This window comes from Pseudomonas sp. GQ91 (assembly GCF_059758795.1).
The window spans coordinates 1-23007 of sequence record NZ_JCAXED010000014.1; the positions used below are offsets into that span (position 1 = coordinate 1).

General features: G+C 59.4%; 22 protein-coding genes. 8 read left to right on the top strand and 14 right to left on the bottom strand.

Annotated elements, in window-relative coordinates:
- Window positions 1–248 precede the first annotated feature (248 nt).
- The 9 genes from msrQ to mrcB form a co-directional block, all read right to left on the bottom strand.
- Window positions 249–869, bottom strand: a complete 621-nt coding sequence (msrQ, locus tag AC6CIA_RS20180; protein ID WP_498314550.1) for a protein-methionine-sulfoxide reductase heme-binding subunit MsrQ — start codon at window positions 867–869, stop codon at window positions 249–251.
- Window positions 869–1882: a protein-methionine-sulfoxide reductase catalytic subunit MsrP gene (gene msrP / locus AC6CIA_RS20185; RefSeq protein WP_498314551.1), complete on the bottom strand. Its 1014-nt coding sequence runs from the start codon at window positions 1880–1882 to the stop codon at window positions 869–871. Before msrP ends, msrQ begins: the two co-directional genes overlap by 1 nt.
- Before the next feature lie 62 nt (window positions 1883–1944).
- Window positions 1945–2802, bottom strand: coding sequence for a CDP-diacylglycerol--serine O-phosphatidyltransferase (pssA, locus tag AC6CIA_RS20190; RefSeq protein WP_084379112.1), 858 nt, complete (start codon window positions 2800–2802; stop codon window positions 1945–1947).
- Window positions 2803–2947: 145 nt separating this feature from the next.
- Window positions 2948–3964 (bottom strand): ketol-acid reductoisomerase, encoded by a 1017-nt coding sequence (gene ilvC / locus AC6CIA_RS20195; RefSeq protein ID WP_339530910.1) that lies wholly within the window; start codon window positions 3962–3964, stop codon window positions 2948–2950.
- Between the two features lie 47 nt (window positions 3965–4011).
- On the bottom strand, window positions 4012–4503 hold the full coding sequence (gene ilvN, locus AC6CIA_RS20200) for an acetolactate synthase small subunit (RefSeq protein WP_339530912.1): 492 nt from the start codon (window positions 4501–4503) through the stop codon (window positions 4012–4014).
- Between the two features lie 2 nt (window positions 4504–4505).
- A complete protein-coding gene (locus AC6CIA_RS20205) occupies window positions 4506–6230 on the bottom strand; it encodes an acetolactate synthase 3 large subunit (protein ID WP_339530913.1) in 1725 nt (574 codons plus the stop codon).
- Between the two features lie 431 nt (window positions 6231–6661).
- Complete coding sequence (locus AC6CIA_RS20210; RefSeq protein ID WP_084379111.1) at window positions 6662–6991, bottom strand: YqcC family protein; 330 nt, start codon at window positions 6989–6991, stop codon at window positions 6662–6664.
- A complete protein-coding gene (locus AC6CIA_RS20215; protein ID WP_498314555.1) occupies window positions 6991–7722 on the bottom strand; it encodes a tetratricopeptide repeat protein in 732 nt (243 codons plus the stop codon). Before AC6CIA_RS20215 ends, AC6CIA_RS20210 begins: the two co-directional genes overlap by 1 nt.
- A gap of 16 nt (window positions 7723–7738) precedes the next feature.
- Window positions 7739–10063, bottom strand: a complete 2325-nt coding sequence (mrcB, locus tag AC6CIA_RS20220) for a penicillin-binding protein 1B (RefSeq protein WP_498314557.1) — start codon at window positions 10061–10063, stop codon at window positions 7739–7741.
- A gap of 117 nt (window positions 10064–10180) precedes the next feature.
- On the opposite strand from mrcB, the gene AC6CIA_RS20225 reads away from it, so the two are divergent.
- The 3 genes from AC6CIA_RS20225 (at window position 10181) to AC6CIA_RS20235 (ending at window position 12652) form a co-directional block, all read left to right on the top strand.
- Window positions 10181–11737 (top strand): bifunctional aminoglycoside phosphotransferase/ATP-binding protein, encoded by a 1557-nt coding sequence (locus tag AC6CIA_RS20225; protein ID WP_498314559.1) that lies wholly within the window; start codon window positions 10181–10183, stop codon window positions 11735–11737.
- Between the two features lie 92 nt (window positions 11738–11829).
- A complete protein-coding gene (locus tag AC6CIA_RS20230) occupies window positions 11830–12174 on the top strand; it encodes a pentapeptide repeat-containing protein (RefSeq protein ID WP_498314561.1) in 345 nt (114 codons plus the stop codon).
- A 205-nt stretch (window positions 12175–12379) separates the two neighbouring features.
- Window positions 12380–12652 (top strand): TfoX/Sxy family protein, encoded by a 273-nt coding sequence (locus tag AC6CIA_RS20235; protein ID WP_339530922.1) that lies wholly within the window; start codon window positions 12380–12382, stop codon window positions 12650–12652.
- A gap of 256 nt (window positions 12653–12908) precedes the next feature.
- Here the strand turns inward: AC6CIA_RS20235 and AC6CIA_RS20240 are convergent, their stop codons facing one another.
- Genes AC6CIA_RS20240 through AC6CIA_RS20250 form a run of 3 tightly spaced genes read right to left on the bottom strand, consistent with a single transcriptional unit; the run spans window position 12909 to window position 15588 of the window.
- On the bottom strand, window positions 12909–13676 hold the full coding sequence (locus AC6CIA_RS20240) for a heme ABC transporter ATP-binding protein (RefSeq protein WP_498314563.1): 768 nt from the start codon (window positions 13674–13676) through the stop codon (window positions 12909–12911).
- A complete protein-coding gene (locus AC6CIA_RS20245; RefSeq protein WP_498314788.1) occupies window positions 13676–14659 on the bottom strand; it encodes a FecCD family ABC transporter permease in 984 nt (327 codons plus the stop codon). The genes AC6CIA_RS20240 and AC6CIA_RS20245 overlap by 1 nt, the downstream gene beginning before the upstream one ends.
- Before the next feature lie 50 nt (window positions 14660–14709).
- Window positions 14710–15588: a heme/hemin ABC transporter substrate-binding protein gene (locus tag AC6CIA_RS20250; RefSeq protein WP_498314565.1), complete on the bottom strand. Its 879-nt coding sequence runs from the start codon at window positions 15586–15588 to the stop codon at window positions 14710–14712.
- Window positions 15589–15794: 206 nt separating this feature from the next.
- Here AC6CIA_RS20250 and AC6CIA_RS20255 point away from each other — a divergent pair, with 206 nt between their 5' ends.
- Window positions 15795–16112 carry a Rieske (2Fe-2S) protein gene (locus AC6CIA_RS20255; protein WP_498314567.1) on the top strand — a complete coding sequence of 106 codons (318 nt, stop codon included), beginning with the start codon at window positions 15795–15797 and terminating at the stop codon, window positions 16110–16112.
- Here AC6CIA_RS20255 and sfsA read toward each other — a convergent pair.
- Both sfsA and AC6CIA_RS20265 read right to left on the bottom strand, forming a co-directional pair.
- A complete protein-coding gene (sfsA, locus tag AC6CIA_RS20260) occupies window positions 16109–16822 on the bottom strand; it encodes a DNA/RNA nuclease SfsA (protein WP_498314569.1) in 714 nt (237 codons plus the stop codon). The genes AC6CIA_RS20255 and sfsA overlap by 4 nt on opposite strands.
- Window positions 16822–17994, bottom strand: coding sequence for a pyridoxal phosphate-dependent aminotransferase (locus AC6CIA_RS20265; RefSeq protein WP_498314571.1), 1173 nt, complete (start codon window positions 17992–17994; stop codon window positions 16822–16824). The genes sfsA and AC6CIA_RS20265 overlap by 1 nt, the downstream gene beginning before the upstream one ends.
- A 310-nt stretch (window positions 17995–18304) precedes the next feature.
- Between AC6CIA_RS20265 and dksA the strand changes: the two genes are divergently transcribed.
- The 4 genes from dksA (at window position 18305) to AC6CIA_RS20285 (ending at window position 23003) form a co-directional block, all read left to right on the top strand.
- Window positions 18305–18748, top strand: coding sequence for an RNA polymerase-binding protein DksA (gene dksA / locus AC6CIA_RS20270; RefSeq protein ID WP_498314573.1), 444 nt, complete (start codon window positions 18305–18307; stop codon window positions 18746–18748).
- A gap of 84 nt (window positions 18749–18832) precedes the next feature.
- Window positions 18833–19720: a tRNA glutamyl-Q(34) synthetase GluQRS gene (gene gluQRS, locus AC6CIA_RS20275; protein WP_498314575.1), complete on the top strand. Its 888-nt coding sequence runs from the start codon at window positions 18833–18835 to the stop codon at window positions 19718–19720.
- Between the two features lie 168 nt (window positions 19721–19888).
- Entirely contained in the window at window positions 19889–20065 is a 177-nt protein-coding gene (locus tag AC6CIA_RS20280; protein ID WP_003176118.1) for a hypothetical protein, read from the top strand.
- Window positions 20049–23003, top strand: a complete 2955-nt coding sequence (locus tag AC6CIA_RS20285) for a sensor histidine kinase (RefSeq protein WP_498314577.1) — start codon at window positions 20049–20051, stop codon at window positions 23001–23003. Before AC6CIA_RS20280 ends, AC6CIA_RS20285 begins: the two co-directional genes overlap by 17 nt.
- Window positions 23004–23007: the final 4 nt, after the last annotated feature.

A 23007-nucleotide genomic window follows, 5' to 3' on the forward strand; every position in this document is an offset into this window, starting at 1 on the left:
CGGGAGGCGAATTCTACAGCGTTATACGCTGCTGTCAACACCTCTTTTTCTCCGCTTTCGACCGAGAAGATCGAACCGTTGATAGCGCCGTACAACCTGGCCCCAGCAACTCCTTCCAGGCTTCGGTGATCTGAAGCAGGCCGCTGTCGAATTCTGCATAACTCTTTGTTTACCAAGGAGTTTTCCGTTTCGACTGCACCGGAAGTGGGGCGAATTATAGACAGATATAATTCGCCGTCAACCGTTAATTACGCTTTTGTTGCAGAAGAAGTCTTTTTAGCCGTCAGACGAGGGATTCGACGCATCACCGGTGGCACGCGGATGATCAGGAGCAGCGCCCCTATCGAGGCATAGATAACCCATTCCTTGAGGTCCGCACGCACGATCCACAGCATGTGCAACAAACCCAGCCCGAGAATCACATAGACCAGACGATGCAACTTCTTCCAACGCACGCCCAGCCTGCGCTGACTGTAGCGGTTAGAGGTTACTGCCAACGCCAACAGCCCCAGGAACCCCAACGCGCCGACGATAATGTAGGGACGCTTACTCAACTCCACACCCAACTGCGACCAATCAAGCCCCAGGATGAACACGCAGTAAGCCGCCAAATGCAGCACCACATAAGCAAAACACCACAATCCCAATTGCCGTCGTACGGCGATCCACCCCGCCCAACCACTCAGCTTTTGCAAAGGCGTCATGCTCAAGGTGATCAGCAACAGAATCAGCACACCCAAGCCGAGTCGATCCACCAGCACTTTGCCCGGGTCAGGCCCAAGCGCAAAACTCCAGGCCTCATACAGCCAAAGCAACGGCCACACCAAGGCCGCAATAAACACGCCGACTCGCCAGATCGCGTAACGCATCAATAGTTCTTCCGCAGGTCAAGGCCGGTATAGAGAGCAGCGACTTCTTCGGAGTAGCCGTTGAACATCTGCGTTTCACGCACGTTAGGACTGAACAAACCACTCGGCAGGCGACGTTCCCGTGCCTGCGTCCAGCGCGGGTGATCAACCGTGGGATTAACGTTGGCATAAAAGCCATACTCATCCGCGGCAATGCTTTGCCAGGTGGTTTTCGGTTGCTCACTGACCAGACTGATCCGCACGATCGACTTGATGCTCTTGAAGCCGTACTTCCAAGGCACCACCAACCGCAACGGTGCACCATTCTGATTGGGCAACTCTCGGCCATACATCCCCACCGCCAGGATCGCCAGGGGATTCATCGCTTCATCCAGGCGTAACCCTTCTACATAAGGCCAATCGATCAAGGCAAAACCGGAGCGCTGCCCCGGCATGCTTTTCGGATCCTGCAGGGTCTCGAAGCGAATGTACTTGGCCTTGGATGTCGGCTCGACCTGCTTGAGCAGGGCCGAGATCGGGAAACCGATCCACGGAATAACCATCGACCACGCTTCGACACAGCGCAGCCGATAAATCCGCTCTTCCAACTGATAGGGTTTCATGAAGTCTTCCAGGGCATAACGCCCCGGCTTTGCGACCTCACCATCAATCACCACACTCCAGGGTTCGGTCTTGAGCGATCCTGCATTGGCTGCCGGATCCCCTTTATCAGTGCCGAACTCATAGAAGTTGTTGTAATGGGTCGCGTCCTTGAACGGTGTAATAGCCTCGTCCTTGAAGGTAACGGCCTGCCACTGGGTGCTCGGCAGTTTTTCGGCAAACCAGTCTGGAGCCTTGCCGGGCGCTACATCCGCATAACGCGCAGCTTCGTCGGCGCTGGCCCAGCGCGGAAGGCTGCTCGCGGCAATACCTGCGAGCGCGCCACCGAGCAGGTTGCGACGAGAAAAATAGAGGGATTCAGGGGTCACTTCCGACTCGTGGCAGTCGGAAGCTTTGGGCACTTTGATCAACATGGCAACTCCGCAGTTTTGGAGGGTGATGCACCAATAGACTGCGGAGTATGGGGAACATTACATTAAGGCAATGTTTTGCGTCTGCGAAGATGCAGCAAGTATTGCACCGGGCCCGACGCGGCATACGCGAGGAACACCAGCAGCAGAATACGTGGCGGATCACTGAACACCACGGCGAACACCAGCACCACCGCAAGGATTGCAACAAACGGCACGCGCCCCTTGAGGTCCAGCTCCTTGAAGCTGTTGTACTTGATGTTACTGACCATCAGCATCCCCGCCGCCGCCACCATCAAGGCAACCAGGAACGACATTCTGGAACCCTGGATTCCGTAATCGCTGAACGCCCAGACAATCCCCGCCACGACACCCGCCGCTGCCGGACTGGCCAGGCCGATGAAATAGCGTTTATCGGCGGTACCCACCTGGGTATTGAAGCGCGCCAGGCGCAACGCGGCACCCGCCACATAGATGAAGGCCACCATCCAGCCGACTTTGCCCATATCACCCAGCGCCCAGGCAAATGCCAGCAACGCAGGCGCCACGCCAAAGGCAACCATGTCCGACAGCGAGTCATACTCGGCGCCGAAAGCACTCTGGGTATTGGTCATCCGTGCGACGCGCCCATCCAGGCCATCAAGGACCATGGCAACAAAGATCGCGATTGCGGCAAAACCAAAGTACTTGCTCGCGCTGGCTGCATCTCCGGCCGCCAGCGCGCTCTGGGCACTCATGGAATTAATGATGGAGTAGAACCCGGCAAACAGGTTCGCCGTGGTGAACAGGTTTGGCAGAAGATAGATGCCACGGTGCCGGACTTTACGGCCTTCAGCATCATGCCCTTCCTCGACATGCTCATCGATCGGTAGCAGGCTTTCGGCGTCAGAGGCCTGGTTTGGCTCTTCGGGACGTTCGCTCATGGACTTTACCTTGCAACGGTGTGAAAAAAATTCGACAGAAACTTGCGGCGAATGTTCGACCGCAAACGATGCAGCTTTATACCAGAACCAGCCCCCCAAACGAAAAAACGCGGCCTAAGCCGCGTTTTCCGTTGATCCGTCCGACTTAGTTCTTGGCTTTGTCGACGATCTTGTTGGCACCGATCCACGGCATCATGGAGCGCAGTTGCTCGCCGATGATTTCGATACCGTGGGCAGCGTTGTTACGACGCTTGGCGGTCATCGAAGGGTAGCCGGTAGCACCTTCGCTGATGAACATTTTGGCGTACTCGCCGTCCTGAATGCGTTTCAGGGCATTGCGCATGGCCTGACGGGACTCGGCGTTGATCACTTCCGGACCGGTCACGTACTCGCCGTATTCGGCGTTGTTGGAGATCGAGTAGTTCATGTTGGCGATACCGCCTTCGTACATGAGGTCAACGATCAGCTTCAGTTCATGCAGGCATTCGAAGTAGGCCATTTCCGGCGCGTAGCCAGCTTCAACCAGGGTTTCGAAACCGGCCTTGACCAGCTCAACGGTACCGCCGCACAGAACGGCTTGTTCGCCGAACAGGTCGGTTTCAGTCTCGTCCTTGAAGGTGGTTTCGATGATGCCGGTACGACCGCCACCGACGCCGGCGGCGTAGGACAGCGCAACGTTTTTGGCGTTGCCCGAAGCGTCCTGGTAGATCGCGATCAGGTCAGGGATACCGCCGCCCTTGACGAACTCGGAACGCACGGTGTGGCCTGGCGCTTTCGGCGCGATCATGATCACGTCGAGGTCAGCGCGCGGCACAACCTGGTTGTAGTGAATCGCGAAACCGTGGGAGAAGGCCAGGGTGGCGCCCTTCTTGATGTTCGGTTCGATTTCATTCTTGTACAGCGAAGACTGGAACTCGTCCGGGGTCAGGATCATGACCAGGTCGGCAGCTGCGACGGCGGAAGCAACGTCAGTCACTTTCAGGCCGTGGGCTTCAGCCTTGGCAACGGTGTTCGAACCCTTGCGCAGGCCGACAGTCACGTCAACGCCGGAATCTTTCAGGTTGCAAGCTTGTGCGTGACCTTGGGAGCCGTAGCCGATGATGGCGACTTTCTTGCCCTGGATGATCGACAGGTCACAATCTTTATCGTAATAAACTTTCATGAGGTTCCTCTATATATCCAGGCCGTAAGGCCATTCGCTAATTTGGGTTAGATGCTGAGTACTTTGTCGCCTCGGGCAATCCCGGTGACACCACTGCGTACCGTTTCCAGAATCGAAGCTGTTCCGATCGACTGGATGAAACTGTCAAGCTTGTCACTGGTACCGGTCAGTTGGACGGTGTAGACGCTAGCGTTCACATCGACGATCTGCCCGCGGTAAATATCGGTAGTGCGTTTGATCTCGGCACGCTGGGCGCCCGTGGCCTTGACCTTGACCAGCATCAACTCACGTTCGATGTGGGCACTTTCCGACAGGTCGACCAGCTTGACCACTTCGATCAGCTTGTTGAGGTTCTTGGTGATCTGCTCGATCACCTCATCATGCCCTACCGTGGTCAATGTCAGACGCGACAGTGTCGGGTCTTCGGTCGGGGCCACAGTCAGGCTTTCGATGTTGTAGTTGCGTTGCGAAAACAGGCCGACCACACGAGACAGAGCGCCCGGTTCGTTCTCCAGAAGCAGGGAGATAATGTGCCGCATGATTAGGTACGCTCCGTCTTGTTCAGCCACATGTCGCGCATAGAGCCGTCTTTGATCTGCATCGGGTAGACGTGCTCGCTGGTGTCGACCTTGATATCGATGAACACCAGGCGATCCTTCATGGCGAACGCCTCTTCCATCTTCGGCTTCAGATCCTTCAGATCAGTGATGCGAATGCCGACGTGGCCATAGGCTTCAACCAATTTTACGAAATCCGGCAGCGACTCCATGTAGGAATGAGAGTGACGACTGTTGTAGCTCATGTCCTGCCATTGGCGAACCATGCCCAGCACACCGTTGTTCAGGCAAACGATCTTCACCGGCAAGCCATATTGCAAGCAGGTCGACAGCTCCTGGATGTTCATCTGGATGCTGCCTTCGCCGGTAACGCACGCAACATCAGTGTCCGGGAAGCTCAGTTTCACCCCCATGGCCGCGGGGAAACCAAAGCCCATCGTGCCCAGGCCGCCGGAGTTGATCCAGCGATTAGGCTTGTCGAACTTGTAGTATTGCGCCGCGAACATCTGGTGCTGGCCCACGTCCGAAGTGACAAAGGCATCGCCCTTGGTGACTTCACACAGGGTTTCGATAACGGTCTGCGGCTTGATGATGCTGCCGTCTCCCTTGTCGTAAGGGAACAAGCCACGATCACCGCGCCACTCGTCAATCTGCTTCCACCAACTGGCGACAGAGTCTTTGTTCGGTGTCTCGCCAATGTCCTTGAGCGCAGCAACCATTTCGCTCAATACGCTTTCCACAGGTCCCACGATCGGCACATCGGCCTTGATGGTCTTGGAAATGGACGCTGGATCGATGTCGACGTGGATAATCTTGGCATTCGGGCAGAACTTGCTCGCCCCATTGATTACCCGGTCATCGAACCGCGCACCGACCGCAAGAATCACGTCGGCATGGTGCATGGTCAGGTTCGCCGTGTAGCTGCCGTGCATGCCAAGCATGCCGACGAACTGGCGATCGGTACCCGGAAATGCGCCCAGGCCCATCAACGTATTGGTCACCGGCAGGTTGAGCATCTTGGCCAATTCGGTCAGCGGTGCGGAACCGCCCCCCAGAATCACCCCACCGCCCGAGTAAAGCACCGGACGCTTGGCCGCCAGGAGCATTTCCGCGGCCTTGCGGATTTGTCCGGAGTGCCCACGAACCGCCGGGCTGTAGGAACGCAGCTTGGCTTTCTTCGGGAATACGTATTCGAATTTTTCCGCCGGATTGGTCATGTCTTTAGGGATATCCACCACCACAGGCCCCGGACGACCGGATTGTGCGAGGTAGAACGCCTTTTTCATAACGTCCGGGATTTCCGAGGCATGCTTGATCATGAAGCTGTGTTTCACGATCGGCCGGGAGATACCGATCATGTCGGTTTCCTGGAATGCATCGGTGCCGACCATGGTGCTTGCCACCTGGCCAGAAATAACCACCATCGGAATGGAGTCCATATAGGCAGTCGCGATACCGGTCACGGCATTGGTTGCGCCTGGACCGGAAGTCACCAGTACCACGCCGGCTTTACCGGTGGCACGGGCATAACCGTCAGCCATATGGGTCGCGGCCTGTTCGTGGCGAACCAGGATGTGGTTGACAGCCGGTTCCTTGAACAGCGCGTCGTAGACATGCAGCAGAGCACCACCCGGGTACCCGTAGATATAATCGACGCCTTCGTCACGCAAAAAGCGGACGAGCATCTCACCGCCAGATAAAAGCTCCACGTTGTTCACCTCTAAAACGCCAGAATACCGTCCGTTGAAAACCGACGGGTCTTAATAGGTTTACTTCTCAACAGAGCATGAGCGACGGTGGTCGCCGACTACGTCAGCACTGACTGAGCAAGTATTGGGATCGTCCCAAGTGTTGCGGGCTTTTCCCACCCAGCGCGAGGTAACGCGTTGCGGGTGTAACAGGTCGGCGCGGATGTGCGCCTCATGATCTGCTGAGTGGGTCTGCTTCTGGCAGTCCCTCTACAGCGGACTTTGGATTCTTCTGTTTCAGCCCCTTCAAGTCAAGCAATAATTGCGCTTTTTTCCATCTAAGCGCATGAGAACGCATAAGAAAGAGGTTTGAGGAGGGATAAAACTCGCCTGAATGTCGTCAAGCGGTAGAAATGTGCGCAAGACTGCCGGAAAAACCGGCAGTCAGGCAATTAACCAGCGTCGACGATCAGTTGATCGAATTTTTTCAGCGCCGTGCGCAAGCCCTGGCTCTCTTTCGGCCGGTCTGCGTAGACCATCTCGGCCATTTCCAGAATGCCCGAGGCATTCGGCAACGGCAGGTCCTGCTCGAGAATCTGCTTCATGCGAGCGAGGAAGATCCATTGCAGCCACTGGTGAAAGTCCAGGGTGTCGACCGAAAACGGCTCGACGCTGCTCAGCGCCTCGACACCGGGAGACTCTTCATCCCACCAGCCCTGCAGGCGCAGCTCACGCTCGATCAACAACAGTTGTTCGGCAATCGCCGGAAAACGCACATCCATCAGAGGCTTACCTTGGCCTTTTGACGCGCCTGGGCCGCACCGGCGGCATCGCCCTGCTTCTCGCGAGCCTGGGCAATTACCCCCCAAAGGCTGGCCTGCAAGTCCGGACGGCCGTTGGCCAGTGTCAGGCCACGGCGCGCAAACTGCTCGGCTTGCGGCGCATCGCCCTGGGCCAGGCGTACTTGCGCCAGGCGATAGAGCACTTGCGGCTCACGCGGCGCCACGCGCTGAGCGCGCTCAAGACTCGACGATGCGCCATTCAAGTCGCCGCCGGCCTGTTGTTGCTGGGCCGTGGTGAGCAAGGCCAGGACTGGACCGTCCAACTGCTCGTCCGCCGACAAGCCACCGGTATTGGCGGAGGGAATTCCACTCGGCGTCGAGGGCAGGTTGTAGCTGCCCTGATTGACCGGGCTGGGCTGGATCGGCGCCGAATCCACCGGACCCGGTGTGATTGGCCCCGGTGTAAACGGTTGGGTACTGATCGGTGCGGAGGTGGTCGCACCGCCGCCTGGCACCATCACCACCACACCCGAATCCTGTGGGACGGCTTGAGTGGTCGCCGCCGTCGGACGCGTGGTCACGGTCTGCCGAAAACCACCGGTGGCCGAGATCCGGTCATTATTGGAAACGGCGGTGCCGGAATCCACCACGGGGATGGACCCGCGCTGCACGCTGGAGCAGCCACTGAGCAAAGCCAGTGTTGTAATAGCTGGAATCATCCACTTGTTCACTTGAAACCCTCTTTGCTTAATTCATCCAGCCCTTGACCCAATCCATCACCGACTCGGCGTCTGCGGGAATTGCGCTGTTGCACGCGGGACCGGCGGGCGGCTCGCTGCCGCGAATATACGGCATCTGTACCGCGCCCGGGCAGTTTGCATCGGAACCCTGGCCGGTATGGGGATCAATCCAGGCCTGGACGATATTGTCAGGCTGCGGCATGTTCAGAGGCAACGGGTCAGCCTTGTGCATGAAGCTGGTCCAGACTTGCAGCGCGCCGGTAGCACCGGTAAACGGTGTCTTGCCGTTATCATCGCGCCCCAGCCAGACCACCGCGAGCACGTCCTGGCTGAAGCCGGCGAACCAGCTATCCCGGGAGTCGTTACTGGTACCAGTCTTGCCGGCCAGCGTCAGGTTGGCCGGCAATGTACGGTAGACCGAGCGGCCCGTGCCTTCGCGCATCACCCGCTGCATGGCGTTCTGCACCAGATAAATGGACGCCGGATCAAAGCGTTGTTGAATCTGGAACGGGTAACGCTTGAGTGGCTCCCCTTCTGCGGTCAATACGCTGCGAATCCCGCGCATCGGCGTATTGAAGCCGCCGTTGGCCAGGGTCTGGTACATGGTCGCCACCTCCATCGGGGTCAAGCCACCCGCCCCCAGCAGCATCGACGGGAACGCCGGGAACTCCCGACTCACACCCAGTCGCGCCAAAGTCTTGAGCACGTTCGGCACGCCCAACTCCAGGCCCAGGCGCGCCGTCGACAAGTTATAGGAGTGCGCAAGGCCCTGGTACAGGAACACCGTACCGTGGGAGCGCCGATCATAATTCTGCGGTTTCCAGACTTGCCCATCGGCGCCCTTGACCGAAAAGGCCTCGTCGGACAGCCAACTGGTCAGCGTGTACTTGCTCGGTTTTTCCAGCGCGGTCAGATAGACCGCCGGCTTGATCAACGAACCAATCGGTCGCACGGCGTCCAGCGCGCGGTTGAAACCGGCGAAGCTGGCCTGGCGACTGCCAATCATCGCCTGCACTTCCCCCGTCTCCGGGTTGGTCACGACCATCGCCGCTTCCACTGCATCGGCGCCTTTACGTCCCGCCAGACGCTTGAAGGTGTCAGTGACCGAGGCTTCAGCCTTCATCTGCAGGATCGGGTCAAAACTGGTGAAGATCCGCAGCCCTTCTTCAGTCAAGTCCTCGTCGCGGTAGTCTTCACGCAACTGGCGCTTGACCAGATCGATAAAGCCCGGGAACGAGCTGTCGGCCAATTTGCCGCGGGTGGTGACCCCCAGCGGCATTTTCTTCGCGGCAGCGACCTGTTCGGGTGTGGCGACGCCCTGCTGCTCCAGCACATCAAGCACCAGATTACGGCGTTCCAGGGCTCGCTCAGGGTTGCGTCGTGGATTGTAATAAGACGGTCCCTTGACCATGCCCACCAGCAAGGCCACTTGATGCAACTTCAGTTCCGACAGTGGCTGGCCAAAGAAGAACTGACTGGCCAAGCCAAAACCATGCACCGCGCGCTGCCCGTCTTGGCCGACGAACACCTCGTTGAGGTAGGCCTCGAGAATTTCCTGCTTGCTGTAATGCAGCTCCAGCAACATCGCCATCATCGCTTCGGTGAGCTTCCGGGTCAGACTACGCTCGCTGGTCAGGTAGAAATTCTTCACCAACTGTTGCGTCAGCGTACTGCCGCCCTGGGTCATCTTGCCGCCCGACGTATTGACCCAGAGAGCACGGGCAATCGACTTGGGCGATACACCCCAGTGACTGTAGAAGTCCCGGTCTTCCACGGCGACCAGGGTTTCCAACAGATAAGGTGGCACCTGATCGATCTTGATCAGAATGCGGTCTTCAAGGTTCTTCGGATAAATCCCGCCGATCATCAGCGGTTCCAGACGAACCACCGGCAACTTCCCGCCATCAAGCGACGACAGTTCGGCGACGTAGTCCCCGGAAAAGCGCACGCGCACCTGCTGCGCCTTTTCCAGCCCTTCATAGAACTGGAAGCCACGAGTGTTCAAGTCGACCGTGTTGCCGCTGACGGCGGCCGCGCCGGGGCCATTGCTCACGCTTTCACGCCGATAGCCCAGGGCATCGAGTTCAGTGAGGAAGTCGGCCTTGCTCAACTTCTGACCGGTGAACAGTTCCAGCGGACGCGCGTAGACCTTCGCCGGAATGGTCCAACGCTTGCCGGAGAACTTCTCCTGGACAACGGCATCGAGGTAAACCGCAAAGCCGGCGATTATCACCAGGCCAACCAGGCCAAGCTTGAACGCCCAGCCCAGCCACGGGCGCAGGCTGCGGGAAGGAGGTTTTTTTCGGGAACGGGGAGATCGGGTACGAGTCATGGCGGCGGATTATACGCACTTTATTGATGTTCAACATGAACCGGACAGCGGTTTGCACGACCAGCGTGAGCCGCCATAATGACCGCCATTATTTTTCCAGACTCTGAAGGATCGCCCGTGAGCCAATCCCTGATTGCAGCCCTGCAAGACCCGGCCCTGTTTCCACATCCGGTAGATGAGTTTCAAGTCATCGAAACCCATATTTCCTGGGTTCTGCTCACCGGCCCTTACGCTTATAAGATGAAGAAGCCGGTGAATTTCGGCTTCCTCGACTTTACCCAACTGGACGCCCGCGGCCACTTCTGCAACGAAGAGTTGCGCCTTAACCAGCGCCTGACAGAAGATTTGTATCTTGAGGTTTTACCGGTCACCGGCAGCCTTGAGGCGCCGCAACTCAACGGTGAAGGGCCAGTCGTCGATTACCTGCTGAAAATGCGCCAGTTCCCGCAAAGCCAATTGCTCAGCACCTTGCAGGCCAACGGTGAGCTGACCGCCGCCCACATCGATGAAATGGCCAGGCAGATTGCCCACTTCCACCTGAACGCGCCCGAGGTTCCAAAGACTCATCGCGCCGGAACCCCGGACGAGGTGATGGCCCCGGTCCGTCAGAACTTCGAGCAGATCCGTCCGTTCCTCAGCGACAAGGCTGACCTGACCCAACTGGCCGCGCTTGAGGCGTGGGCCGAAAGCAGTTACGAGCGCCTCAAGCCGCTGTTCGAACAGCGCAAGCTCAACGGCTTCATTCGTGAATGCCACGGTGATATTCACCTGGGCAACGCCACCCTGATTGACGGCCGCGTGGTGATCTTCGACTGCATCGAGTTCAATGAGCCGTTTCGCTTCACCGACGTCTACGCCGACACCGGCTTCCTGGCCATGGACCTGGAAGACCGCGGCCTGAAATCCCTGGCCCGACGCTTTATCAGCCAATACCTGGAACTGACCGGCGATTATCAAGGCCTCGAGCTGCTGAACTTCTATAAAGCCTACCGCGCCCTGGTCCGGGCTAAAGTCGCGCTGTTCAGCATGCCGGCTGAAGCGGCCGCCGTGCAACGCGCAACGACCCTGCGCCAATACCGCAACTACGCGAACCTGGCGGAAAGCTACAGCACTATCCCGTCACGCTTCCTGGCAATCACCCATGGCGTATCGGCCACCGGTAAAAGCCACGTGGCCATGCGCCTGGTGGAAGCCTTGGGCGCCATACGCGTACGCTCCGACGTGGAGCGCAAGCGCCTGTTCGGCGAACAGAAAATCGAAAACACCGCGCACGCCGGGATCTACGCAACTGACGCCAGCGCCGCGACCTATACGCGGCTGCACGAGATCGCCGATACCGTGCTGCGCGCAGGCTTCCCCGTGGTGCTCGATGCAACCTACCTCAAGCACCCTCAGCGCGACGCCGCCGCCAAGGTCGCTGAAGCGACCGGGGCACCGTTTCTGATTCTCGACTGCAATGCACCTCAGGCGGTTATCGCCAGCTGGCTGGCGCAACGTCAGGCCGACCAGAACGATCCGTCCGACGCCACACTGGCGATCATCGAAACGCAACAGGCCAACCGCGACCCGCTCAGCGCCGAAGAGGTGCTGCTGAGCAAACGGGTCGAGACCAATGAAAGCGGCACGTTGGACGCACTGGTTGCGCACATCCGTCAGCGTCTGCCAGGCCTGTAAGAGAAATTTCTTGGTCGTGCAGTCCCCAGTCACTCACGACCCAGAAATAGTGGCACTATAATGGCGCCACACATCCAACAGGAGATGCCGTTGTGAGCCAGCCGAAGCTTCTTGACTCCCCGCTTTACGCGCTGCTGCATAAAGATGATATTCGCGGCTTCAATCAAGAGCGCCCCAAGGAAGGCACTGTTGATATGCGCGGCGGCGACTTTCGCGGACTTGATCTGCGCGACTTGCATGCCGAAGGCGTGGACTTTACCGATGCCTACTTCCGCTCCGCCGACTTGCGCGGGCTGGACTTGCGCGAGTGCTCCCTGGAGGGCGCCAGCCTGGCCCATGCACAAATCTCGGGCACTTACTTCCCCGCCGCGCTGACCGCTGACGAAATCCTCATGTCGGTCAATTTCGGGACACGCCTGCGGTACAGCACCAAGTAATTTTTCTGCATCGATTCCCGATCCTGTGCAACGCAGGTCGGGGATTTCCTGGCTGCCCGCCGTCAAAATTCCAGCGTCAGCCTTAGAAGCATTTAGGTCGTTTCTTAGCAAAGAACTACACTTTTCCTACTGAGCGCTACACTCCCTTGCAGGCTTGCCTGGTCACGAAACCCATCGCACCGTTCGGCCGTTGCAAGGAGGCTTGATGAATGATGAGCTGCAACACCTGAAAAATCTGGGCAAGACGTCAGCGCAATGGCTGCATGCGGTGGGCATCCATAGCGCTTCGGACCTGCGGCGCCTGGGCGCGGTGGACGCTTACCGGGCTGTCCGGACCCGCGGTTTCCGGGCATCCAAAGTGTTGCTGTACGCCATCGAGGGGGCGTTGATGGATGTGCATTGGAATGACCTACCGGCGGAACGCAAAGAAGCCTTGAAACGACAGTTCGAGCACATGTCAGAACGACAAAAAGACTGAAAGGAGCCGCAGGACACCCTGTACTTTCCGGCATTTCAGACAGGCGCTTGATGAAAACTGAAAAAGCCTGAAAACAAAGGTTGACTCTCAAATGAGAATCGTTATGATTATCACAGCTGGTCGCGAGATCAGCCGATAACTGAAAGACCATTGGTTCGGACTCTCAGATTATCTCCTCATCAGGCTAATCACGGTTATTTGACCCGGCTCTTGCCGGGTCTTTTTTTGCCTGCGGAAAAATCACCGATGCCGTGCTTCAACGGGCGATGATCAGCGGATGTCCTCGTTCGGGGTGGGGTTGCACCAATACATCCAGTCCGAACACCGCCTTCAGCGGCTCGGGACGCAGAACGTGCGACGGAACGTCAAGGGCATGGGGACGCCCGTTCTCCAGCAGCAGGATGCGGTCACAGTAGCGGGCAGCCAGGTTCAAGTCGTGGAGGATCACCAGCACCGCGGCGCCCCGATCAGCAAACCTGCGAATCACCTGCAAAGTCGTGTGCTGATGCAGCGGATCGAGCATCGACGTGGGTTCATCGAGCAATAACGTCTGCCCCGCTTCACCCGGCCAGAGTTGCGCCAGCACGCGCGCCAGATGCACCCGCTGCCGCTCGCCGCCAGACAAGGCCAAATAACTGCGCCCACTCAAATGACTGACGTCCGCGGCCTGCAAGGCCGCACTGATAACTTCATCGTCACGTACCTGGCCGGTGTGATGCGGCAGGCGCCCCATGCCAACCACTTCCTCAACCCGAAAAGCAAAATCCAGGGTGGATGTCTGTGGCAGCACCGCAAGGCGCCGGGCCCGTTCAGCCCCACTCCAGTCTTTCAACTCGCGCTGGTCGAGCCATACCTGGCCCCTATCGACAGGCAACTGCGCGCACAACGCGGCGAGCAAGGTACTTTTACCGGCCCCATTGGGGCCCAGCACGCCCAGCACTTCGCCTGGCTTGAGGTCCAGGGTCACATCGGCGAGGACGGTTTTGCCACCGCGCAGGATCTGCAGGTTTTCCACTCGCAGCATCAGGCGCGCCCTCGCACTAACAGGTAAAGAAAGAACGGGGCACCGATAAATGCAGTGACAATACCAATGGGCAGCTCCGCGGGTGCCAAGGCCAATCGAGCCACCAGATCGGCAAACAGTAGCAGGCTCGCGCCCGCCAGCAGCGAAGCGGGCAATAGCACACGATGGTCAGGCCCCGCCAACAGGCGCACCAGGTGAGGCACCACCAACCCGACAAAACCAATCATCCCCGCCGCCGCGACGGCCGCGCCCACGCCCAGCGCGGTACAAAACACCAACTCACGCTTGAGCCGTTCAACATCGACCCCCAGGTGACTGGCTTCAGACTCACCCAGCAACAGGGCATTCAACGCCTTGGCCCGACGCGGCAGCCACAAGGCGACCCCGACACTGACCAGCAACAGCGGCCATAACCGTGAGTAGCTGGCGCCATTCAAGCTGCCCAGGTTCCAGAACGTCAACGTGCGTAACGTGGCGTCATCTGCCAGGTAGGTAAACAACCCCACAGCTGACCCCGCCAAAGCGGTCAAGGCGATCCCTGCCAGCAACATGGTCGCGACGTTGGTCTGGCCATTGCGCCGTCCCAGGCGATAGACCAGTGCTGTCACTCCCAAGCCACCAAGAAAGGCGCATAACGACAGTACATAAGGTCCCAAGATGTCCGGCAGGCCGCCAAACAAGGTTCCTCCGACAATCGCCAACGCGGCCCCCAGCGCCGCACCACTGGAAACCCCGACCAGCCCGGGGTCGGCCAGAGGGTTGCGAAACAATCCCTGCATCGCGACTCCCGACAGCGCCAGCACGCCACCTACCGCCAGCCCTGACAGGGTTCGCGGCAAGCGGATCTGACCGAGTATCAACTCAGCCTGCTCCAGGCCCGCGGCGTCAATCGGCAGGCCCGACAAACGCAAGGCGGCACGCAGCGTGTCGATCAACGGCAGGCTGACCGGCCCCAGCGCCAATGACAGCCAGATCGCCAACATACACAGCAGCGTCAGGCCGATAAACAAGGTGCGCGGTTTAACCAGTGGGCTCATGGAGCGGTTTCACCCTGAGCCGGATAGAAGCCCTTGGACAGCCTTGTCAGGCTGGCCGGCAGCCGCGGACCAAGGCCGCCGACCAACAATGTGGGATCCAACTCGAACACCCGACCCTGCCGGGCCGCTGGCGTGGAGGCCAGCAACGGATTTTCCTTGAACAGCGCCACGCGCGCCGCGTCGCCACTGAGGGCACGATCCGAGAACACCAGCACCTCGGGGCTCAAGCCCGCCAGGGACTCAACGGAAAACGGCTTATAACCACTGTGCTCCGCCAGATTGCGCCCGCCTGCCTGCTGCAACACCCAATCGGCCGCCGTGTCTTTACCGGCGATCAGCGGCTTGCCACCAGCGTGCCCCAGCACCAGCAGCACGCCCGGTGCTTTTTGCGTGGCCTGTGCGTGCGCGACCCAGTCCTTCTGCTGCTCAAGTTGCTTCTCGTAGCCGCTGAGCAACGCCGACGCCTTGGCATCGCTGCCGAGTAACTTGCCCAAATGGTGCAGGTTGCGCTCAAGCGTCGGCAAATCAGGCTGGGCCGAGAACATCTCGACCCTCACGCCCGCCTTGCGGATCTGCGCCAGCACCGGCGGCGGGCCCATTTCTTCCGTGCCGACGAGGATTTGCGGGCGTAGGCTGAGAATGCCTTCAGCCGACAACTGGCGCTGATAGCCAATGCTCGGCAACGCCTTGAGAGATTCTGGATGTTGACTGGTGGTGTCGACCCCCACCAGCCTTGACTCGCCCCCCAGTGCCGTGACCCACTCCGACAACGCACCGCCGGCGCTAACCCAGCGTTGCGGCAGTTGCGAAGCGTGCACTCCATGATTGACCAGCAATCCGACAACAAGCGCAACAGCGCTGGCACTCAGGCGCATAAAAGGGTTTCCTTGCAGAGGGTAGGCCCGCTGAAACAGTCACTCATGTGACAGATCGCCATGACCTGGCATCGTATTGAACGCCAATCAGCTACGGGGCGAAGACAGCATTTGATAATTGTTTGCATTTGAACGTCAAGCGCCGGGCACATCGGCGAACCCTGGAGAATCCCGCAGCCCTTTATCCACGCCCTTCGAGGACCCACATGAAGTTTCTTTGTGCCTCACATGCACTCGCCGAAGCCAGCAGCCGCGGCTTCGATATGGATGGCCGCAAGCTGTTCGCCGTGCGTCGGGCCGGCGTCGTCTACGCCTATATCAACCGGTGCCCCCATCGAGGCGTTCCACTGGAGTGGCAGCCCGACCGGTTTCTCGACCAAAGCGCCAGCCTGATCCAGTGCGCCACCCACGGCGCGCTGTTTCTCGTGGAAAGTGGCGAATGCGTGGCCGGCCCCTGTGCAGGCCAAAGCCTGACCGCCCTGGACTGTCGTGAGGACGAACAGGGTGTGTGGGTACAACTCTAATCGCCGAGCAGCACGTCCAAAGGCCGGTCGATACACACTTCCTGCGCAGTGAGGCGTACACCATAAGCCAGGACTTCCACCCCGGCGGCCTTGGCTTCACGCAACGCCGCCGCGTAACCCGCGTCAATCTCCTCGGCAGGACGCACCGCGTCGATACCGGACAGGTTGACACAATATAACTGCACCGCCCGCACGCCCCCGCGCGCCAGATGCGCCAGTTCCCGCAAGTGCTTGGCCCCACGCTGGGTCACCGCATCGGGAAACGCGGCGATGGACGTGCCGTCAAATCCCAGCGTGACACTCTTGACCTCGACATAGGCCGCGCCCGTGGGGTAATCCAGGCGAAAATCGATCCGACTCTTCTCTTGCCCGTAGGCCACCTCGCGCTTCAAGCCGGTAAACCCGTTGAGTTCGTCAATGACTCCCGCACGCAGCGCCTCTTCGACCAACTGATTGGCACGCGCGGTGTTGACGCAGGCCAGCCGTCCTTGCGGGGTTTGTGTGATCTCCCAGGTCCCGGGCAGCTTGCGCTTGGGGTCATTGGAGCGACTGAACCAGACGGAGCCGCCCTCGACCATGCAATTGAGCATTGATCCGGTGTTCGGGCAGTGAATGGTCAGAAACTCGCCACCAACGGTTTCGATATCCGCGAGAAAACGCTTGTATCGGCGAATCAACCGACCTTCTTCGAGGGGAGGATTAAAGCGCATCAGCCTTGCCAGCTCTGCAGGCCACGGGCGATTCGCTCAACGGCTTCCTGTAGGCGATCAAGATTCTGCGTGTAGGCAAACCGCACATGATGACCGGCCTGATGACGTCCGAAATCCAGGCCTGGAGTAAATGCCACATGCTCGGTCTCGAGAAAATGCCGACAAAACGCGAAGGCATCGCCACCGAACGCGCGGATATCCGCGTACAGGTAAAACGCACCTTCCGGCTCGACCGCAATCGTGAAACCCAATTCCCGCAATGCTGGCAGCAGGAAATCACGACGCCGGCCAAATTCGTCACGCCGCGCTTCAAGAATCTCCAGTGTTTGCGGGGTGAAACAGGATAACGCGGCATGCTGCGCCATGCTCGGCGCACTGATATACAGATTCTGCGCCAGCTTCTCCAATTCCCCGACCGCCGCGGGTGGTGCCACTAGCCAACCCAGGCGCCAACCGGTCATCCCGAAGTACTTTGAAAAACTATTTAGCACAAAGGCTTCGTCATCGACTTCGAGCACGCTGGAGGCATCGGTGCCATAGGTCAAACCATGATAAATCTCATCCACAACCAGATGACCGTTACGCGCCTTGATCGCGCTCGAGAGCCCGGCCAACTCGTCACGCGTGAGGATGGTCCCGGTCGGGTTGGCTGGGGAAGCCACCAGCGCGCCGACACTGTCTTGATCCCAGTGGCGCGCCACCAGTTCGGCCGTCAGTTGATAGCGCACTTCGGGGCCCACCGGAACCAGTTGCGCGGCCCCCTCCACCAGACGCAGAAAATGCCGGTTACAGGGATAACCCGGATCCGCCAGCAGCCAGTGCTTGCCCGGATCCACCAACAGACTGCTGGCCAGGAGCAACGCCCCCGAGCCGCCCGGGGTGATCAAAATTCGCTCGGGATCAACCTCCAGGCCATAGCGCTGCTGATAGAAACCACTGATGGCTTCGCGCAGTTGCGGCAGGCCACGCGCGGCGGTGTAACGGGTCTTGCCATTCGCCAGGGCGGCCTGCCCGGCCTTGATGATGGGCTCAGCCGTGGTGAAGTCCGGCTCACCGATCTCCAGGTGAATCACATCATGACCGGCGGCCTGCAGCTCATTGGCACGCGCCAGCAACGCCATGACATGAAAAGGTTCGATAGCGCGACTGCGTGCGCTGTAGGGCTGAGCCATCTGCCTTCCTTAACGGTTAAATGCAAACCACGATTCTACCCAACCGGCGCCGTAAAACATGGCGTATTCCAAGCGCATCACGACAGATGTTCCGGGCAGGGCCCCGCAAAGCGGCTAAAATTATCGTTCAAGGCCCTCTTGCCAAAGAGTTCGCAGCTTGCAACCCCGACGCGATGGCGCCTCGACAACCGGGAGTGGCGCGTCCTGAATCTATCTGGTAAGTTCGCCCGCTTGCAGCCGCAGGGCCGACAGGTGTCGGTGATGTTGCAATCCTGCGCAATGGATTAGAAGAGTGAGAGGCGGTCTATTCATGTCCACCCAAGCAAAGCAACAGCAGACTCAAGGCCTCGGCGGCTTCGAACCCTACGTGGAAAAGAAGGGCGAGGAGTACATGGGCGAGCCCATGCGCACGCACTTCACCAACATCCTGAACAAATGGAAACAGGATTTGATGCAGGAGGTCGACCGCACCGTTGACCACATGAAGGACGAAGCCGCCAACTTTCCGGACCCGGCCGACCGTGCCAGCCAGGAAGAAGAATTCGCCCTGGAACTGCGCGCCCGTGATCGCGAGCGCAAGCTGATCAAGAAAATCGACAAGACCCTGCAATTGATCAAGGACGAAGAATACGGCTGGTGCGAATCCTGCGGCGTCGAGATTGGTATTCGCCGCCTGGAAGCCCGTCCGACCGCAGACTTGTGCGTGGACTGCAAGACCTTGGCGGAAATCAAGGAAAAACAGGTCGGCAAGTAATTACCGCCGAGCTGACCGAATGGAGCGTACAAACGCTCCATTTTTGTTTCTGGCGCTTGCGTCTTTTCCAGTAATATCCTGCCCATGACAGCCTCCTCTTACATCGGGCGTTTCGCCCCCACCCCCAGCGGCCATTTGCATTTCGGATCCCTGGTTGCCGCCCTCGCCTCCTACCTCGACGCTCGTGCCAACCATGGCTTGTGGCTGATGCGCATGGAAGACCTCGACCCACCGCGAGAAGAACCAGGCGCCCAGGCGGCAATTCTCGATGCCCTGGAACGCTATGGCTTTGAGTGGGACGGCGAACTGGTCCGACAAAGCGAAAGGCACGAGGCGTACGCCGAAGTCCTCAATCGCTTGTTCAACCAGGGCCTGGCTTACGCCTGTACCTGTTCGCGCAAGCAACTTGAGCCGTATCACGGCATTTACCCAGGCTTATGCCGCAACGCCGGCCACAACCAGGCAGATGCGGCCATCCGGCTGCGGGTACCGGAACTGGAATACCACTTTACCGACCGGGTTCAAGGTGCATTCCGACAACACCTGGGCCGGGAGGTGGGCGACTTCATCATCCAGCGCCGCGATGGACTTTATGCCTATCAGTTGGCCGTGGTCCTCGACGATGCCTGGCAAGGGGTGACCGATATCGTACGCGGCGCCGACCTGCTCGACTCCACCCCACGCCAGCTGTACCTGCAAGAACTGCTCGGCCTGCCCCAGCCGCGCTACCTGCATGTGCCGCTGATCACCCAGCCGGACGGCAACAAGCTGGGCAAGTCCTACCGCTCCCCGCCGCTGGACAGCGATCAAGCCACTGCGATGCTGCTCAGAGCGTTGCGTGCCCTCGGCCAACACGCGGGAGATGAACTGCACCACGCCAGCCCACGGGAGCTGTTGGACTGGGGCATCCAGCACTGGGATGCGAACCAAATCCCGCGTGTGCTCACCCTGGCCGAAGCGCAATTGCGCTGAAGACGCTTGCAGCCTGCCAGCCATCCGTTACCATCGCGTGGGAGCGCAAAGTACTGACAGACAACGCGCCTTATTCCGGAGTACACGCGTCAACGTCGACGCCCTTCGCGAGCAAGCTTGCTCCTACAGAAAACCACCGCACTGCCGTATTTTCAATCAGAGGCCAGTATGTATATCTATCGATTGGTCCTCCTGCTGGTCGTCGGGATTTATCTGTTTTCCCCCGCCATCATGGATTGGTGGATCGACGCCACGGGTGCCTGGTACCGCCCCTATCTGCTTTGGCTGATCCTGATCGTAGTGACTTTCATTCTGCAGAGCCAAAAAGATGCCGATGAGCTTTAGCCTGACCCAGATGCTGCTGATCAGCGCCGCCTACCTGGCCACGCTGTTCGCAGTCGCCTGGATCAGTGAGCGCGGGATGATTCCGCGGGCGATCATTCGCCATCCGCTGACCTACACCTTGTCGCTGGGCGTGTATGCCAGCGCCTGGGCGTTCTATGGCACGGTGGGCCTGGCCTACCAATATGGCTACGGCTTCCTTTCCAGTTACCTGGGTGTTTCCGGAGCGTTCCTGCTGGCGCCGGTGCTGTTGTACCCGATTCTGAAAATCACCCGCACCTACCAACTGTCGTCACTGGCGGACCTGTTTGCCTTTCGCTTTCGCAGCACCTGGGCTGGCGCACTGACAACTATTTTCATGCTGATCGGCGTACTGCCGCTACTCGCCTTGCAAATCCAGGCGGTGGCCGACTCCATCGGCATTCTCACCCAGGAGCCGGTGCAGCATCGGGTCGCCCTGAGCTTCTGTGCGCTGATTATCCTGTTCACGATCTTCTTCGGTTCAAGACATATCGCCACCCGCGAAAAACACGAAGGCCTGGTGTTTGCGATTGCCTTTGAATCGGTGATCAAGCTGATCGCCATCGGCGGTGTCGGCCTGTATGCGCTGTACGGCGTGTTCGACGGCCCACACCAGTTGGAGCTATGGCTGCTGCAAAACCAGACGGCCCTCGCCGCTCTGCACACGCCGCTGCAAGAGGGCCCGTGGCGCACGCTGCTGCTGGTGTTCTTCGCCTCGGCCATCGTCATGCCGCACATGTACCACATGACCTTCACCGAAAACCTCAACCCGCGCTCGCTGGTCAGTGCCAGTTGGGGCTTGCCGCTGTTTCTGCTGCTGATGAGCCTGGCGGTGCCGCTGATCCTCTGGGCAGGCCTGAAGCTGGGTGCGACCACCAACCCCGAGTACTTCACTCTCGGCATCGGCATCGCCGCCAACAGCAAGGCCTTGGCGCTGCTCGCCTATGTCGGCGGTTTATCGGCGGCCAGCGGATTGATCATTGTCACCACCCTGGCCCTGTCGGGCATGGCGCTCAACCACCTGGTACTGCCGCTGTACCAACCGCCTGCCGAGGGAAACATCTACCGCTGGCTGAAATGGACGCGTCGCGCGCTGATTGTGGCCATCATCATGGCCGGTTACGGTTTCTACCTGTTGATGGCCGCCGAGCAAGACCTGGCAAACCTGGGCATCGTTGCCTTCGTTGCCACGCTGCAATTCTTGCCGGGCGTCTTGTCGGTCCTGTATTGGCCAACCGCCAATCGGCGCGGTTTCATTGCCGGGTTGCTGGCGGGCATCCTGGTGTGGGTGGTGACCATGCTGTTACCGCTGGTCGGTAATCTGCAGGGCTTCTACATTCCGCTGTTGAACATGATCTATGTGCTGGACGACACCAGCTGGCATATGGCGGCGATCGCCTCACTGGCGGCCAACGTGCTGATGTTCACCCTCACTTCGCTGTTCACCAACGCCAGCCCGGAAGAAATCAGCGCTGCCGAAGCCTGCGCGGTGGATAACGTGCGCCGTCCGCAACGACGTGAATTGCACGCCGCCTCGCCCCAGGAGTTCGCCACGCAGTTGGCCAAGCCCCTGGGTGCCAAGGCGGCACAGAAGGAAGTGGAGCAGGCGTTGCGCGACTTGTACCTGCCTTTCGACGAGCGCCGTCCCTACGCCCTGCGCCGCCTGCGCGACCGCATCGAAGCCAACCTCTCGGGCCTGATGGGCCCCAGCGTGTCCCAGGACATGGTGGAAACCTTCCTGCCCTATAAGGCCGGTGGCGAAAACTATGTCACCGAAGACATCCACTTCATCGAGAGCCGGCTGGAGGACTACCATTCGCGCCTGACCGGCCTTGCCGCCGAACTCGACGCCCTGCGCCGCTACCACCGCCAGACGCTGCAGGAGTTGCCCATGGGCGTCTGCTCGCTGGCCAAGGATCAGGAAATCCTGATGTGGAACAAGGCCATGGAGGAACTCACCGGGATCGCCGCGCAACGGGTAGTGGGTTCGCGCCTGAATACGATTGGCGAGCCTTGGAAAGAATTGCTCCAGGGGTTTATCGACCTGCCTGACGAGCACTTGCACAAACAACACCTGGCCCTGGACGGCCAGACCCGCTGGCTCAATCTGCACAAAGCCGCGATCGACGAGCCGTTGGCCCCCGGCAACAGCGGCCTGGTACTGCTGGTGGAGGACTTGACCGACACCCAGATGCTCGAAGACAAGTTGGTTCACTCCGAGCGCCTGGCCAGCATTGGCCGACTGGCGGCGGGCGTGGCCCATGAAATCGGCAATCCGATCACCGGTATCGCGTGCCTGGCGCAAAACCTGCGGGAAGAGCGTGAAGAAGACGCCGAAATCACCGAAATCAGCGGGCAGATCCTCGAGCAGACCAAGCGCGTGTCACGCATCGTGCAGTCGTTGATGAGTTTCGCCCACGCCGGCGGTCACCAAAATCTCGATGAAGCGGTGTGCCTCGCCGAAGTCGCCCAGGATGCCATTGGGCTGCTGGCCTTGAACCGACGGAATTTCGAAGTACAGTTCTTTAACTTGTGCGACCCGGAACACTGGGTCGACGGTGACTCTCAACGCTTGGCCCAAGTGTTGATCAACCTGCTGTCCAACGCCCGCGACGCGACCCCGGCCGGGGGCGCGGTACGTGTCAAGAGCGAGGCTTTCGAGCATACGGTCGACTTGATCGTCGAGGACGAAGGCAGCGGTATTCCACAGAACATCATGGACCGATTGTTCGAACCCTTCTTCACCACCAAGGATCCAGGTGAAGGTACCGGTCTGGGCCTTGCTCTGGTCTATTCCATCGTTGAAGAGCATTATGGACAAATCACCATCGACAGCCCGGCTGACACCGAAAGCCAACGCGGCACCCGTATTCGGGTGACCTTGCCGCGTCATGTCGAAGCGACGTCCGCTGTGAACTGAGACC